13 protein-coding genes are annotated in these 14,749 nt (G+C 51.2%); 5 read left to right on the forward strand and 8 right to left on the reverse strand.

Features of this window, described 5'->3' with window-relative positions:
- The first annotated feature begins 14 nt into the window (after positions 1 to 14).
- Complete coding sequence (locus tag L4174_RS11315) at positions 15 to 221, forward strand: hypothetical protein (protein ID WP_248140957.1); 207 nt, start codon at positions 15 to 17, stop codon at positions 219 to 221.
- Between the two features lie 77 nt (positions 222 to 298).
- Here the strand turns inward: L4174_RS11315 and L4174_RS11320 are convergent, their stop codons facing one another.
- Positions 299 to 760 carry a hypothetical protein gene (locus L4174_RS11320; protein ID WP_248140959.1) on the reverse strand — a complete coding sequence of 154 codons (462 nt, stop codon included), beginning with the start codon at positions 758 to 760 and terminating at the stop codon, positions 299 to 301.
- Between the two features lie 5 nt (positions 761 to 765).
- Positions 766 to 1,170 carry a hypothetical protein gene (locus L4174_RS11325; RefSeq protein ID WP_248140960.1) on the reverse strand — a complete coding sequence of 135 codons (405 nt, stop codon included), beginning with the start codon at positions 1,168 to 1,170 and terminating at the stop codon, positions 766 to 768.
- Positions 1,171 to 1,514: 344 nt separating this feature from the next.
- Here L4174_RS11325 and L4174_RS11330 point away from each other — a divergent pair, with 344 nt between their 5' ends.
- Positions 1,515 to 2,075, forward strand: coding sequence for an NADPH-dependent FMN reductase (locus L4174_RS11330; RefSeq protein ID WP_248140961.1), 561 nt, complete (start codon positions 1,515 to 1,517; stop codon positions 2,073 to 2,075).
- Between the two features lie 40 nt (positions 2,076 to 2,115).
- Here the strand turns inward: L4174_RS11330 and L4174_RS11335 are convergent, their stop codons facing one another.
- A complete protein-coding gene (locus L4174_RS11335; protein ID WP_248141693.1) occupies positions 2,116 to 2,547 on the reverse strand; it encodes a glycine zipper 2TM domain-containing protein in 432 nt (143 codons plus the stop codon).
- Between the two features lie 336 nt (positions 2,548 to 2,883).
- Between L4174_RS11335 and L4174_RS11340 the strand changes: the two genes are divergently transcribed.
- Positions 2,884 to 5,322, forward strand: a complete 2,439-nt coding sequence (locus L4174_RS11340; RefSeq protein ID WP_248140963.1) for an arylsulfatase — start codon at positions 2,884 to 2,886, stop codon at positions 5,320 to 5,322.
- Between the two features lie 197 nt (positions 5,323 to 5,519).
- Positions 5,520 to 6,125, forward strand: coding sequence for a cob(I)yrinic acid a,c-diamide adenosyltransferase (gene cobO, locus L4174_RS11345; protein ID WP_248140966.1), 606 nt, complete (start codon positions 5,520 to 5,522; stop codon positions 6,123 to 6,125).
- Here cobO and L4174_RS11350 read toward each other — a convergent pair whose 3' ends face one another.
- The 5 genes from L4174_RS11350 to apbC form a co-directional block, all read right to left on the reverse strand.
- Positions 6,126 to 7,178, reverse strand: coding sequence for a metal-dependent hydrolase (locus L4174_RS11350; protein ID WP_248140967.1), 1,053 nt, complete (start codon positions 7,176 to 7,178; stop codon positions 6,126 to 6,128).
- Between the two features lie 133 nt (positions 7,179 to 7,311).
- A complete protein-coding gene (locus L4174_RS11355; RefSeq protein ID WP_248140968.1) occupies positions 7,312 to 9,549 on the reverse strand; it encodes an AsmA family protein in 2,238 nt (745 codons plus the stop codon).
- Between the two features lie 166 nt (positions 9,550 to 9,715).
- Positions 9,716 to 10,312: a dCTP deaminase gene (gene dcd / locus L4174_RS11360; RefSeq protein WP_248140970.1), complete on the reverse strand. Its 597-nt coding sequence runs from the start codon at positions 10,310 to 10,312 to the stop codon at positions 9,716 to 9,718.
- A gap of 213 nt (positions 10,313 to 10,525) precedes the next feature.
- A complete protein-coding gene (gene udk / locus L4174_RS11365; RefSeq protein WP_248140971.1) occupies positions 10,526 to 11,170 on the reverse strand; it encodes a uridine kinase in 645 nt (214 codons plus the stop codon).
- 213 nt (positions 11,171 to 11,383) lie between these two features.
- Positions 11,384 to 12,472, reverse strand: coding sequence for an iron-sulfur cluster carrier protein ApbC (gene apbC, locus L4174_RS11370; RefSeq protein WP_248140973.1), 1,089 nt, complete (start codon positions 12,470 to 12,472; stop codon positions 11,384 to 11,386).
- Between the two features lie 154 nt (positions 12,473 to 12,626).
- On the opposite strand from apbC, the gene metG reads away from it, so the two are divergent.
- Positions 12,627 to 14,666 carry a methionine--tRNA ligase gene (gene metG, locus L4174_RS11375; protein ID WP_248140975.1) on the forward strand — a complete coding sequence of 680 codons (2,040 nt, stop codon included), beginning with the start codon at positions 12,627 to 12,629 and terminating at the stop codon, positions 14,664 to 14,666.
- Positions 14,667 to 14,749 lie beyond the last annotated feature (83 nt).

Here is a 14,749-nt window from a genome sequence, read left to right on the forward strand (position 1 = left end):
CCGCCGAGGCACAGGTGAACTCCGCGCTTTCCGGAATTCAGTCGTTCGGTTTTTCGATTGGCATGGTCTGGTGCGGCGCACAAATCCTGTCTTTGCTCCCCAACCAGATCGGCTCGGTTGCAGGTTTCATCGCCATTGTATTCTGGATCTGGCACTGGGTCTTGATTCGTCGGATAAACGCGACACTGGCAAAATCTCTTGCCGTGAACGGGGCATCTTAACCCGCTGAATCCCAGATAAAAATGGAGACATCGCCTCCATTTTTATTCGACAGAAAAGCATCAGCTTCTGGATTTCATCAGTTAGAATCAGACCCGGCATACTGAATGCTTTCAGTCAGCAATTTTTCCAGCTGATTGCTCGATGCGTAGACCCGAATGCCTTTCAGGTCACTCGGAACACTCTGCATAATGAAGTTCGCTTCCACAGGCATGATGGCCTCAGCGGCAAAGCCTTCCGGAGGCGTAGCGACAAAATCAAACTCATAGATGCCGTCAAGCGGCGCGACCACATACACAAACGGGTTCAGCCGGACGTTGTCCCACCCCAGTGTCGAAGCAAATCCGGCAACCTTGATCTCCAGCTGCGGCGGATTGGTTTTCAGATAAAGCATTTCGATATCATTCACCTGCAACAACTTCGTTTCCGTATCCATTGTCTTGTCCTTCTTATTGTCGGCGTTATCGGCCTGACGATCGAGACTGGCATAGACTGAAACAGCGCCCAGCAAAATGAGCAATACAGTAAGAACGTATTTCATAGATATCATACCGATGGCTTGAGCGAGGCCTGTCTGATTGCTTCCGGGCTGATTTCATGTAATGGACAGCGTGATATCAGCCCCCATTTACCCGGAAAATGCTCTGATCCCCGAGCATGGATTTGAATCAGATGTGTTTTTGTCTGCTCTTCGTTGCAACCAATGACGGCAGCCAGAGCAGACAGATCGCACCAACCCGATTCGGACTGCTCCAAAATCGTTTGCAGCGTCAGCTGGCGGGCCTGGTCAATCTTTCGCTGATCCCGGTTTTTATACCATTCCAGCGACATGTTCCCCAATATCGCAACGATAGAGCCGATGATTGCACCGACAACCCCCACCAGCGCAATCCAGAACTTGGTATTGCTGACAACCTGGCTGGCAATATGCGTAAGCTCTAAATCTGTCATGCTATGTCCCCATTGTTCAATCCGTGAACGACCCAAAATATCGATGTGTGATGCTTTTCACGCGCAATCACTCATCAGACAACCAACATATGCTTCCTTCCGGAATATGCTTCTTTCCGAGAATAGACGTCCCGTGCAAGCCCCAAAGATTTTTCTGCTCATTATGTGTTCATGGTCATATTCTGTGCAACCGGTCGCTGGACAGCCATCAACTACCCGTTTCCCCTCAATTCGGATGGCGCCGATACATCCAACCCGGCGGTACCTCATTCCCGGCGTCAAAAGCGTCTGAAATAGACTACATTTCAAATCACACAGCTCATCAGCATGCATGAAGGAAGGATATGCTTAAGTTATTGATCATTTTCGGAAGCACCCGTCCCAAGCGGGGTGGCCTGCCCGTCGCACACTGGGTATTGGAGGAAGCCAGGCAAGCGGGCACCTTTGACGTGATGTTCGCGGATCTGAAAACCGTGAATCTGCCATTGCTCGATGAACCTGAGCACCCGGCTCAGCAGAAATACACCAAAGATCACACCCAAGCCTGGAGCCAGACAGTCAGTGCCGCAGATGCGGTTGTCTTTGTCACCCCGGAGTACGATTATTTCCCGCCGGCCGCTCTGGTCAATGCCATTCAGTTTCTGGCAAAAGAATGGGCCGGAAAGCCGATTGGGATTGTCAGTTACGGCGGGGTCTCAGGCGGACTGCGTTCTACACAGGCTCTGCGGCTGCTACTGTCCGCAGTCAATAACATGACGCTGTCCGGATCCGTTCCGATTGCTTTTTATCAGCAATACATCAAAGAAGATGGCGTTCTGGAAGCCAATGAACCGATGAAAAAAGGACTACATGGTCTGCTCACAGAATTACATCGTATGGCTGTGCTGGTCCGTCAGAATCAATAGACAGTTCTGAGAAGCAGAAAAGTCGAAAGGCGGGTACCGCTTAGTTCGGTACCACTCTTGCGGTACTGCCTGAGATATTCACCCGGACTTTCTGACCGACACGGAAAACCATATTGGGATCGGCAGCCTGAACGATGGCAATGGTGTCGCCGGAATCGAGTTTGATGGTCAGGTTTACCCCGTTGCTTTCAGACATACTTTGTGAGGCTTTGTTACCGGCGTAACCACCCAGCAGACCACCACCAATTGCGGCGATATCAGAACCTTTACCGCCCCCGACCGTCGAACCAATCAGACCACCAATGGCTGCCCCTGCAATCGTACCGGCGACATTTTGCTCGCCCTGAATCGTCACAGGGTCAATCTGGACAATGGTGCCGTATTTCACTTGCTGAATATGCTGAGCCTGAGATCGGCCATAGCTGTTCCCGTAGGGATTGCTGGCACACCCGCTCAGTATCAGCACGGCCATACACAAGATTAAGAGTAAGTACTTCACAACATCACCTGCCCGTTTTACTTCACCTGGACGCTAAAAGTATAGCAAGACCCGGATGTTGCCAGTGACTAATCCTTGAGAGCCTGCGCCTGTTCAGCACGGGGATTATCCCGGCCGCTGAAACGAAGTCCAGGACAGTTTCATCACTGATTATTGACTCAATGTTCTGAAAAGCGATACAGCGTCCTGTCGCCTGACTCCTAAAATTTCAGACAGTATTTGATGCGTGTCTCTTTCACGGGCTCTGGTCACAACGCCCGTGACAGCTTCCAACAGGAACCTGCCATCAATTCAACATGGAGCTCACACATGAAACCAAAACAGCTTTTACTGAGCCTGGCCTGCTCACTTTGTGTGTTCATGGCACATGCTTCCGAAGAAAGCCCGGCCCCGGCTGTCGATGACATGGGGATCCCTGTCAATGCAGGGTTTCAGGGAACAATGGAGCTTGACGTCAGAGATTCGAAAGCAGACTGGACACCTTTCACCCCGAAAAAGGCCAAAGAAGGTTCTCCCAATATTTTATTTGTCCTCTACGACGATACCGGCTTGGGTGCCTGGTCACCTTATGGTGGCAGAATCAATATGCCGACGCTTGACCGAATCGCGCAAAACGGCCTCACTTATACCCAATGGCATACAACGGCCCTGTGCTCACCAACCCGTTCTACCCTTCTAACCGGTCGAAATCACCACTTAAACGGGATGGCAGCCATTACGGAAGCCGCAAATGGATTTCCCGGTGCCAGTGGCCGCTTCCCGGATCAGGTCACAACCATTGCCGAAGTCTTAAGAAACAATGGATACAGTACCTTTTGGATCGGTAAGAACCATAATGTTCCGGAGCAGGATGTTGCACCGGGCGCCACCCGCAAAGAGTGGCCGACTCAACAGGGATTCGATCGCTTTTACGGATTTCTGGGCGGCGAGACCAATAACTGGTATCCGGATTTAGTTGAAGATAACCGCTTTATTGATGCACCTTACAGTCCGGAAGATGGCTACCATCTGTCAAAAGATCTGGCTGATCAGGCAATAAAAATGCTGCGAAACCAGAATGCAACCAACCCATCCAAACCCTGGTATATGTGGTTTAACCCGGGCGCCAACCATGCACCGCATCATGTCGCGAAAGAATGGTCAGACAAATACAAAGGTAAATTTGACGATGGCTATGATGCATACAGGGAATGGGTGACCCAAAAAATGATCGAAAAAGGCATCTTGCCTGAAGGCACCGTCAACACGCCCATGAACCCCATGCCCAAAGATCAGGCAAACCCAGCTGATCATGTCCGCCCCTGGAATACCTTGAGTGATGATGAGAAAAAACTCTTCGCCAGAATGGCTGAGGTCTATGCCGGTTTTTCAGAATACACCGATGCTCAGGTGGGCCGTATCATTGACTACCTTGAAGAGACGAAACAGCTGGAAAATACCATCATCATTTATGCTGCCGACAATGGTGCTTCTGGCGAAGGGACTGAAAACGGCTCAGTGAATGAAAACAAATTCTTTAATAACTACCCCGATGACATCAAAGAAAACCTGAAGTATCTGGACAGCCTCGGCTCACCGGATACCTACAACCACTATCCGACCGGCTGGGCTGCAGCGTTTTCAGCACCATTTAAAATGTTCAAACGCTACTCACAATTTGCGGGCGGGACCGCTGACCCCCTCATCATTTCGTGGCCCAAAGGCATCAAGGCGAGAGGGGAAATACGGCATCAGTACCACCATTCGGTCGATATCGTCCCGACCATTCTGGAAATTACCGGGAATGAAATGCCCAAAGTGAATCATGGCGTTGAGCAGTATCCGCTCTCAGGCGTTTCAATGGTTTACACCTTTGATGCGAAGCCGGATGATCCAACCCAGAAAAAAGTTCAATACTATTCAATGCTCGGTACACGCGGTATCTGGAAGGATGGCTGGAAAGCTTCTGCGATCCATTCGCCACTGACGGGTCACGGTCAATTTGATAAAGACGAATGGGAGCTTTATCACGTGGCAGTAGATCGCTCTGAATCTAAAAACTTAGCCAAAGAAAATCCGGAGAAATTGAAAGAACTGGTCGACACCTGGTTTGAAGAAGCCAAGAAAAACAATGTGCTTCCCTTAGATGACCGCAGTGCTGCTGAAGTTCTCGGCATTGAACGGCCATCTGAAGAAGCCCCCAGAGACACTTACGTGTACTACCCCGATACAGCACCGGTCCCGGAAGGGGTCGCCGTGAACATTCGGGGCCGTTCTTATAAAATTCTTGCCAATGTGGAAATCAAAGATGAAAACGCCTCAGGGGTCATCTTTGCCCATGGTTCCCGTTTCGGAGGCCATTCATTGTTCCTGAAAGATAAAAAACTGTATTACGTCTATAACTTCCTGGGCATTCAGCCTGAGCAGGTCTTTGAATCGTCAGAAGAACTGAAACCCGGTAAGTACACGCTGGGCATGGCGTTTGAAAAAACAGGCACAGGTGAGAATGGTGAGATTCTGGGTAAAACCCAGCTCTACATCAATGACAAAGAAGTAGCTTCTGGTGAAATGAAAACGCAACCCGCGAAATTTACCCTGTCGGGCGACGGCCTATGTGTCGGCTATGACAGCGGCGATGCGGTCAGCGCCCTCTATAAATCACCGGGTGATTTCAAAGGCGGTGTCATACAGGCCGTTGGCGTGTCTGTTTCTGGGCAGCCGTATAAAAACCTGGAATTGGAAGCCAAACGGATGTTAATGCAACACTAATCCCATCGTTCAAGCTTCCTCCGGCGCTCGCTGTTTACATCCCCTGCAAGCGAGCGCCGGATCGCTTCGGTCGCCCCTCTCACAACATCCCCCTCGCAATACGAGCTGCTGAAATCAATGAGGTTAATCCTTGCACCTCAAAACTGCCTCCCTCAGAATGATGGTTTTCCAAATCAAACGGCAACGAAGAGAAACTCATGGCAGACGAACAGAACAAGCAGGATCGCTACAAAGCCAGACAACAGAAAGTAAAAGATGAAGTGGATGCCCGTGTCGCCGCCGCCCAGACAGAAAAAGGCATCCTGCTGGTGATTACCGGAAACGGTAAGGGGAAATCGACATCCGGATTCGGCACTATTGCCCGTGCAGTCGGGCATGACCAGAAATGTGGTGTAGGCCAGTTCATCAAAGGCACCTGGGATAATGGCGAGCGGAATCTGCTGGAAAAACTCGGGGTCACATTTGCAGTCATGGGTACCGGCTTCACCTGGGACACTCAGGACAAAACTGCTGATACGCTGGCCGCAGAAAAAACCTGGGCTGAATGTAAAAAGATGCTCACCGATGACAGCTATGATGTGGTGCTGCTGGATGAACTCACCTATATGCTGACCTATGGATATCTGGATATTGAAGACGTCCTGGAGACGATTGCACGCCGACCGCCAGAACAATCGGTCGTCGTCACCGGTCGCGGGGCCCACCGCCGTTTGACGGATATGGCGGACACCGTGTCTGAAGTGCGGAATGTCAAACACGCCTTTGAGAGCGGTATCAAAGCCCGCAAAGGCGTGGACTGGTAATTACCCGGATAACGGACGGGCTGCTGTGGCCTGGCAGGTCTCTGAAACATGGCAGAGATCGGCATTGATATCCTGACTTCCCAGCAGCCTCAGCCAGAGCGATGGCAGATGCTTCATTCGAACGGACGGGCTCTCCAGCTGAACCGGACGTTGCAACTGCCAGTCCTGGTGCTCATCTTTGCTGGCAAAAACAAAGCGAAAAGGCAGATAGTCGACCATGCCCAGACGCAGATCTGTGGCAATCAACTGCTCGTCCTGCGTTTCATAGCGCACAAAACGATCCGTAAAGGTTTCCAGCGCCTGTAAGGTTGTCGGTTTTGCAACGTCTTCCGGCCAGTGACCGCGGGGTTTGACGATAAAAGCCACGTCGTGGCTGCCATCCAGTAAAGAAGACAGCCCTTCCCAGTACTGTTCGTTATCCAGCACAACGATACGCCACAACACCGTATTGAATGGCGTGGGAGTCACCAATACCGGCTGTCCCTCCAGTGCCGTCCCGGCAAGCTGTTTCTCGACCTTGTGCTCAATCAGATGAAGCGCCGCGACCGACCAGGCCAGATAAATCCCGGACAGAATGATCCCCGCCCGGCAAAGGCTGGCTATCCGTTCACGCCAGATCAGCGCCGCCAGCAACGTCAGTAGTAAGGGCAGCGTATAGAGCGGGTCAATGATAAAAATACTGGAGATCGCCACACTGACAGGCATAGGCCAGAACAATTGGGTTCCGTAGGCCGTAAAAGCATCGAGTAACGGATGCGTGATCAAACAGGCTGCCACCAGACACCACAGATGGCCAAAACCAAACTGTGTTGGCCGCCACCGCTGCCAGCAGAGCGTCAGCAGAAAAGAAAACGGAAAAAGTACAAACAATGAATGACTGAAGCCCCGGTGTTTTACCATGTCTGAAACAGGATCACCGTAATCAATCAGAACATCTAAATCCGGAATGGTGCCGAGCATCGCGCCGGCCACCAGCACTTTCGGCGATGCTTTCCGTCCGGCAATCATGCCGGCAACCGCAGCGCCCAAAGCGGCTTGAGTGACTGAATCCACCAACTGTTCTCCACAAATTTTTTCCCGATTGTATCAGAACAGTGCGCCAATGAAGGACACAGGTAACGTCCCGTCACAAAAAAACGGCCAGCCGCATAAGCAACTGACCGTTTTCATCAGACAAATCAGATAATTAGTTAAACAAACCTTTTAGCAATTTATCTGCGGCTTTCTGGACTTTGTCATCTTTGGATTTATCGCCCAGCAGTTTATCCAGACCCCGCTGAACTTCCTTATTGGCTTTTTCTTCCAGCCGGTCTGCTTCTTTCTTCGCTTTGGCTTCCAGCTCTTTCGCGCGCTTATCCAGCTCACTGTTCCGCTTCACCAGTTCCTTGAAATTCACCTTATAGTCGGGTGCAAGCCAGGTTCCGGTAATATCCAGCGGGACGGTAATATCTGCCACCTCATCAACCGATTTACCGCCCTGTCCTTTGCTGGTGGCAACCAGTGAGGTATCAATCTGGAAATCCAACGTCTGTTCGATCAGATCAGTATTTCCGCGGCCATCCACACGCAACAGCGGCGAAGCCAGATACATATTGTTGGTGGAAGCTTTCCCGTCTTTCAGGACGAAAGTCGCCGTCATCGCAGAGAAGTCGGTTTTCTTCGCTTCATCACCTGCAGAATCAGACTTGCCTTTTAACTTCGCTTTGGCATCACGAATCATCTTCGGAATATTAATGCCGTTCACTGCACCATCCGCAAAGTTGATGGCAACAGTACCGTCGAGGTTTTTCTTCAGACGAGATTCCGCCAGGCCTTTGCCTTTCACTTCGACTTCAATATTTCCTGTACCCGCCAGAATATCGTTATCCGCAACATCCTTCAGGAGCGGCTGAACCTGAACCCCTTTGATAGTTTTAGTGACCTGATAAACCGGCAGCTTACCCGTCGCATCCAGACGGGCTTTAGCAGCAATCGTGCCGTCATACAGCTCCGCCGCAAATTGATTCAGATCCAGTACACCGTTCTTGATTGCAACAGACAGATCCACATGGCTGAGTTTGGCATTTGCCGCCACAAACCGGCCAACTTTCACGGTTCCGGCAACGTCGAACTGTTTCAGTGCCGAGAGATCCGGCTCCTGATCACTGGCAGTTGCCGGTGCTGCAGGTGAAGCTGGTTGCTCCGCCGAAGCCGACTGCTTTTGTCCGGACTCCGCCTGTCCTGATTCCGCAGACGCTTCTTCCGGGCTGCCAATCCAGTTATCCACGTTGATTTCGTCGCTGTTCAGATCAAACCGGATCACCGGGATCGCAGCCTGTTTGAAAGACGCATCCCCTTTCAGAGCCAGCTCGTCTGCTTTCAGGATAAACTGACTCAGCTTCGCCAGACTGGCTTTCAGATCATATTCAGCATCACCGGCAATACCGACCGTCATGCTCGGACGCGGCAGCGTTGCCCCTTCCAGCGAGGAATTCAGATCAAGCCCCTGAACCGAAACTTTGTTCTTGTCCTGATTCACCATCAGACGCATTTTACCGGAGGCATCAAAAGCCAGATCCGGTACCTGCCCTTTGGCAGCCAGAGACACTTCACCCCAGTCACCCAGCGTGAATTTGTCCAGTTTCACCGTGACGTTTTCCAGCTTCGTCCCGGCTTCCGTCATACTGGCAGACAATTCCGTATTGCGCAGTGACGCATCATCCAGGGTTTCCGCAATTTGTAAGCCCGTTTTACCCTGAGCGGTAAAGCGCATCGCACCATTTTGTCCGGCCAGATCAAAACTCAAATCAGCCCATTCACCCGGCGCAAACTGACTCAGATTCAGGTTCAGCGAATCCAGTGCCGTCATCGTACCGGCTTTGTCATCACGAATACTGACACTGGCATTCTCCAGCGCAATACCTGCCAGACGAATCACCCACTTCTCGCCGGTTGCGGTTTCCCCTTCAACCACCGGTTCACCGTCACCGGCTGGCTGCGGTTGCGGTTCTGTCTGACTACTTTCCGGTGCCGGCTGGGCGGTTGAACCCGATTCGCCAGTCAGACCATCCAGGTTACTGACACTGTCTTTGCGTGTCTGAATAAAGACACGGGCATCTTTTAAAGTGACCTTGCCCACTTCCAGCTGATGTGAGAACAATGGCAATACATAGACGGACACACCGGCTTCATTAAACTGCACCAGATTTGGCTCGGCGAACCCTTCCGGGTTCCGGAATTCCGTGCGGCCAATATCAAAACCAATACTCGGGAAGAAACGCCAGCTGATGTCACCTTCCATCACCAGATCCCGACCCGTGGCTTTCTTCACCTGTTCTGCAATCAGGGGTTTGAACTGATTCGGATCGATCAGCGTTACTAAAACGCCGATACCCACGACGACCACCACGACAATCGCCAGTAGCAAATAGAGAATTTTCTTCATTTTGTCCTCAGGAACCTGTGCCAGGGGAGTTAGATTTTTTGCTCACAGCACAAAAAAATGCCAACAAAAAATGTCAAAATACCGGCTTCATTAAAGCAAAAAATAAGGCCACCGTTAAGGTGACCTTATCAAACAGAATGCAATTTAATGAACTTGAGACCAAAAATCAGCCGTGTTTTTTCTCGTCTTCACTGATCCGGCTGGCCACCGCACCCTGCTGATTCTTGTACTTGGCGTTGGCCCTTTTGTTATAAGGCTTTTCTGCCGAGCCCGACAGTATCTCAAAACTCAGGGCACCAATCGGCATGTGCGGGCGCAGCGCCAGCGGCAGACGGCCACTGTTATAAAATTCCAGCACGATTCGGCCTTCCCAGCCCGGATCAATCCGGTGTGCAGTCACGTGCACCATCAGACCCAGTCGCGCCAGCGAAGAACGGCCATCCAGCCAGCCGACAATATTGTCCGGCAATGTGACGGATTCATGCGTCACGGCCAGCGCCAGCTGTCCCGGATGCAGAAAAAAAGCATCGCCGTTTTCCACGACAATCTCATCGCTCATCACTTTGTCCATCTGAGCCGCAACATCTTCTTTCTTCCCGGACAGGTCGATATAAGGTGCGCCGTGGTCATTGAAAATACGGAACTTGTTGCCAAGTGTCACATCCACGGTCAGGCCACTGATCACATCGTTTGACGGGCGTGGCTCAATACTGATTTTACCTTCATCAAGATAAGTCTTAATGTCCTTGTCACAGAGTCTCATGTTGCGGGGTCTCTCCAGGGCAAAAATTCAAAAACAGTCAGAAATATACCCAAATCACCTCTGAAAAAACATTCAGGTCACTTGGGTATATTCACGTGCCGACACTATAACGAGCGTGCTGCATCAGGTCTATCTTTGCTTGACTCAGCCGCTTGTGATTTGCCTCCGGGGCCAGAGACAAAAAAGGCTGACCTGCGTCAGCCTTTCTGCTTTTTACGCTTTCAGCAAGCGGGCAATGTGTGCTTTCAGCACATCGATTGCAATCCGGTTTTTACCGCCACGCGGAACGATAATATCCGCATATTGCTTTGAGGGTTCAATGAACTGCATGAACATTGGGCGAACCGTTTTCTGGTACTGCTGCAGAACTGATTCCATGGTCCGGCCGCGCTCAGCCACATCACGCTGCAAACGGCGCAGCAGACAGATATCCAGCGGCGTATCCATAAAGACGGTTGCATGCATCAGATCACGCAGACGCGGATCCGTCAGCAGCAGAATCCCTTCCAGAATGATCACTTTCTTCGGTGTCAGCGTGGTGGTTTCCTGCGTACGCGTGTGTTCACTGTAACTGTACTGAGGAACTTCAACTGCATCACCGCGAATCAGGGTTTCCAGATGCTCACACAGCAAATCATGGTCCAGCGCATTCGGATGGTCATAGTTGGTTTTGACCCGCTCATCCATGCTCAGGTGACTTTGATCGTTGTAGTAACAATCTTCCGTAATAACACCGATCTGTTGATCGCCTACTTTTTCTTTCAACTCATTGTAAACGGTTCTGGCGATCAAACTTTTACCGGATGCAGACGCGCCTGCAATCCCGATAATAACGCACTGGTGTGAATGTTCAGACATATCAGAAAGCACCTGTAAGATAATCTAGCGGGTCTTTTACTCAAAGGCAGCAAATCGCTGACAAAATGTGTCAGCACTATACTGGAGGTAAAAAATAAACCGCACGATTATAAGGAGTTGGTGCCTGGGATGCCAGAGCAAATGCGATCTTAATCGCAAAGCATGATGCAAATGCAACGACAACCCAGGTGAAAATAGTTACATCATCTACAATTACAGCGTTTTGATACTGATTTGCTCTGCCACTGGTTGCCCATGCCAATAGAGTCGGCTGGCAACCCGACCGGCCAGTTCAACATAAGCTTTCGCCTGCTCGCTGTCCGGAGAAGCGGCAACTGTCGGCAACCCCTGATCGATATCCTGACGGATCTGAATATGCAGCGGCAATTGTGCCAGCAACGGAATCGCATAATCACGTGCCATCTTCTCTGCGCCGCCGGTTCCGAAAATCGGTTCATGATGACCACAGGCACTGCAGACGTGGTAACTCATGTTCTCGACCACTCCCAGCACAGGAATATTCACCTTATGGAACATGTTGACCCCTTTAATGGCATCGGCCAACGCCAGATCCTGCGGCGTAGTAATCACGACAGCACCGGTCACCGGCATCTGTTGAGCCATTGTCAGCTGGATGTCCCCGGTCCCCGGCGGCATGTCCACCACCAGATAATCGAGGTCCGGCCACAAGGTTTCATTCACGATTTGCGACAGTGCTTTTGATGCCATCGGACCGCGCCAGACTGTGGCATTTTCGGCTGGCACCAGATAACCGACGGAATTGGTGTACAGGCCATGTGCTTCGACCGGAGACATCATTTTGCCATCGGGTGAAGATGGTTTTTCATCGGCAGCCCCCAGCATCATCGGTACTGAAGGCCCGTAGATATCCGCATCCAGCAACCCGACTCTGGCTCCGAGCGCCTTCAAACCCAGCGCCAGATTCACTGCGGTGGTCGATTTACCGACACCACCTTTAGCGGAACTGACTACCAGCAGGTTTTTCACACCTTTGAGTGGCGACTTCCCGCCAGCTGCGAGCGGAGCCACTCTGACCGAAATCGTCACGTTCAGATTGCTCACCCGCTGTTTTGCCTGTTGATCGCCAATCCAGTCGGCCAGTGCACCGGCCACACTCGAAGCTGCAAAAGGCAACGTAATGCTGAGCTGCCCGCCGCCCTGCCATTGAACGATTCCCGGTGTGTCTGCCCATTCATGCTGCAGCCAAGGGTGGGTGAACTGATTCAGCCAGGTACATAAGCTTGATTTATCCGCAAATGGACCCACGGGATGATTCGACATTGGAATTACCTGCTCCGTTGTAGAAATACGCTGTTGTTATCCTACCACTTTCCATCGCAGACAGCTGCAATTGTCAGACTATGAATCACGCCTGCCTTGGGGTAGTATTCAAGGCTTAATATCTTTTTTACCCATCATGAGCGAATAGAGAAATATGGCTGCAAACCCAAGAAAAATTCTGGTGACCTGCGCCCTGCCGTACGCTAACGGTTCTATCCACCTTGGCCACATGCTTGAGCATATCCAGGCGGATATCTGGGTGCGCTATCAGCGCCTTCGCGGCAACGAAGTTCATTTCATCTGTGCAGACGACGCACACGGCACACCAATCATGCTCAAGGCCCAACAGATGGGGATGGAGCCAGAGCAGATGATTGCCGAAGTGAGCAAAGAGCACCAGGCGGATTTTGCTGGCTTCGATATCAGTTTTGATAACTATCACAGTACGCATTCTGAAGAGAACCGCGAGCTGTCTTCTTTCATCTATACCGAACTGAAGAAAAACGGCTTTATTACCAGCCGCACCATTTCTCAGCTGTTCGACCCAGAGAAAGAAATGTTCCTGCCGGACCGTTTCGTGAAAGGCACCTGCCCGAAATGTAAAGCAGAAGACCAGTACGGTGATAACTGCGATAACTGCGGCGAAACTTACAGCCCGACCGATCTGATTAACCCGAAATCAGCGGTTTCCGGTGCGACGCCGGTGATGAAAGACTCCGTCCACTTCTTCTTCGATCTGCCGCAGTTTGAATCCATGCTGAAAGAATGGACCAAGTCGGGCGCGCTGCAGGAAGAAACAGCCAATAAAATGCAGGAATGGTTCGACGGTGGTCTGCAGCAGTGGGACATTTCCCGTGATGCGCCCTACTTCGGCTTTGAGATCCCGGGTGAAACCGGCAAATACTTCTACGTCTGGCTGGACGCACCCATTGGTTACATGGGTTCATTCAAAAACCTGTGCGACAAACGTGACGACCTGAACTTCGACGAGTTCTGGAACAAAGACAGTTCCACTGAGCTGTACCACTTCATCGGTAAAGACATTGTGTATTTCCACAGCCTGTTCTGGCCGGCAATGCTGGACGGTGCCGGTCTGCGCAAGCCGAACAATGTCTTCGTTCACGGGTATGTCACAGTGAACGGCGCGAAAATGTCCAAATCAAAAGGGACTTTCGTGAAAGCCGGCACTTATCTGAATCACCTGGATCCTGAGTGCCTGCGTTACTACTACGCTGCCAAGCTGAACAACCGGATTGATGATCTGGACCTGAACCTGGAAGATTTCACCCAGCGCGTAAACAGCGATGTGGTGAACAAGATCGTCAACCTGGCTTCCCGTAACGCTGGCTTTATTACCAAGCGTTTCGACGGCAAGCTGGCTGACAGCTTTGCAGAACCGGCACTGTATCAGGAATTCGCTGCTGCTGCCGATCGCATTGCAGAACTGTACGAAAACCGTGAGTTTGGCCGTGCCATCCGGGAAGTGACTGCGCTGGCGGATAAAGCCAACCAGTATGTGGATGAGAAAGCCCCATGGGTTGTCGCGAAAGAAGAAGGCAAAGATGCTGAGCTGCAGGCAATCTGCTCTGTCGGTATCAACCTGTTCAGGGTTCTGATGACTTACCTGAAGCCTGTCATGCCAAAACTGGCTGAGCGTGTTGAAGCATTCCTGAACGAAACGCTGACCTGGGAAGGGATTGCACAGCCACTGACCGGCCATGAAATCTCCAAGTTCAAAGCACTGTTCAACCGCATTGACAGTAAGCACGTGGAAGCGATGATCGAAGCATCAAAAGAAGATGCTGCTGCAGAAAAAGCCGCTGCAACCCCACCGGCTGCCGGCCCGCTGATTGATGAGCCCATTGCAGATGAAATCGACTTTAACGACTTTGCCAAAGTGGATCTGCGCATTGCTAAAATCATCAGCTGTGAGTCTGTACCGAAAGCAGACAAACTTCTGAAATTCCAGCTGGATATCGGCGGTGAAACCCGTCAGGTCTTCTCTGGCATCAAATCAGCGTACAATCCGGAAGATCTGGTCGGTAAGCTGACCGTGGTGGTTGCAAACCTCAAACCACGGAAGATGAAGTTTGGCATGTCTGAAGGCATGATCCTGGCTGCTGGCCCTGGCGGTAAAGACCTGTGGCTGCTGGAACCCCATGATGGTGCCCAGCCTGGGATGCGAGTGATGTAATTTATCGCCGCACAAATTGAACACAAAAAAGGAGCGAAAGCTCCTTTTTTATTCTGTTCGATCTCCCTTTCACATCAACCCTG

Origin of the sequence: Photobacterium sp. CCB-ST2H9 (assembly GCF_023151555.2) — a bacterium.
In the GTDB taxonomy this organism is placed as follows: Bacteria; Pseudomonadota; Gammaproteobacteria; order Enterobacterales; family Vibrionaceae; genus Photobacterium.

Bases quoted from the DNA above. Each gene is read 5' to 3' on its own strand.
- apbC (WP_248140973.1), bottom strand. From the start codon at position 12,472: ATGTCGAATCATCCCGTGGGTCCATTTGCGGATAAATCAAGCTTATGT.
- udk (WP_248140971.1), bottom strand. From the start codon at position 11,170: ATGTCTGAACATTCACACCAGTGCGTTATTATCGGGATTGCAGGCGCG.
- L4174_RS11355 (WP_248140968.1), bottom strand. From the start codon at position 9,549: ATGAAGAAAATTCTCTATTTGCTACTGGCGATTGTCGTGGTGGTCGTC.
- metG (WP_248140975.1), top strand. From the start codon at position 12,627: ATGGCTGCAAACCCAAGAAAAATTCTGGTGACCTGCGCCCTGCCGTAC.
- cobO (WP_248140966.1), top strand. From the start codon at position 5,520: ATGGCAGACGAACAGAACAAGCAGGATCGCTACAAAGCCAGACAACAG.
- dcd (WP_248140970.1), bottom strand. From the start codon at position 10,312: ATGAGACTCTGTGACAAGGACATTAAGACTTATCTTGATGAAGGTAAA.
- L4174_RS11340 (WP_248140963.1), top strand. From the start codon at position 2,884: ATGAAACCAAAACAGCTTTTACTGAGCCTGGCCTGCTCACTTTGTGTG.
- L4174_RS11335 (WP_248141693.1), bottom strand. From the start codon at position 2,547: ATGGCCGTGCTGATACTGAGCGGGTGTGCCAGCAATCCCTACGGGAAC.
- L4174_RS11320 (WP_248140959.1), bottom strand. From the start codon at position 760: ATGAAATACGTTCTTACTGTATTGCTCATTTTGCTGGGCGCTGTTTCA.
- L4174_RS11330 (WP_248140961.1), top strand. From the start codon at position 1,515: ATGCTTAAGTTATTGATCATTTTCGGAAGCACCCGTCCCAAGCGGGGT.
- L4174_RS11325 (WP_248140960.1), bottom strand. From the start codon at position 1,170: ATGACAGATTTAGAGCTTACGCATATTGCCAGCCAGGTTGTCAGCAAT.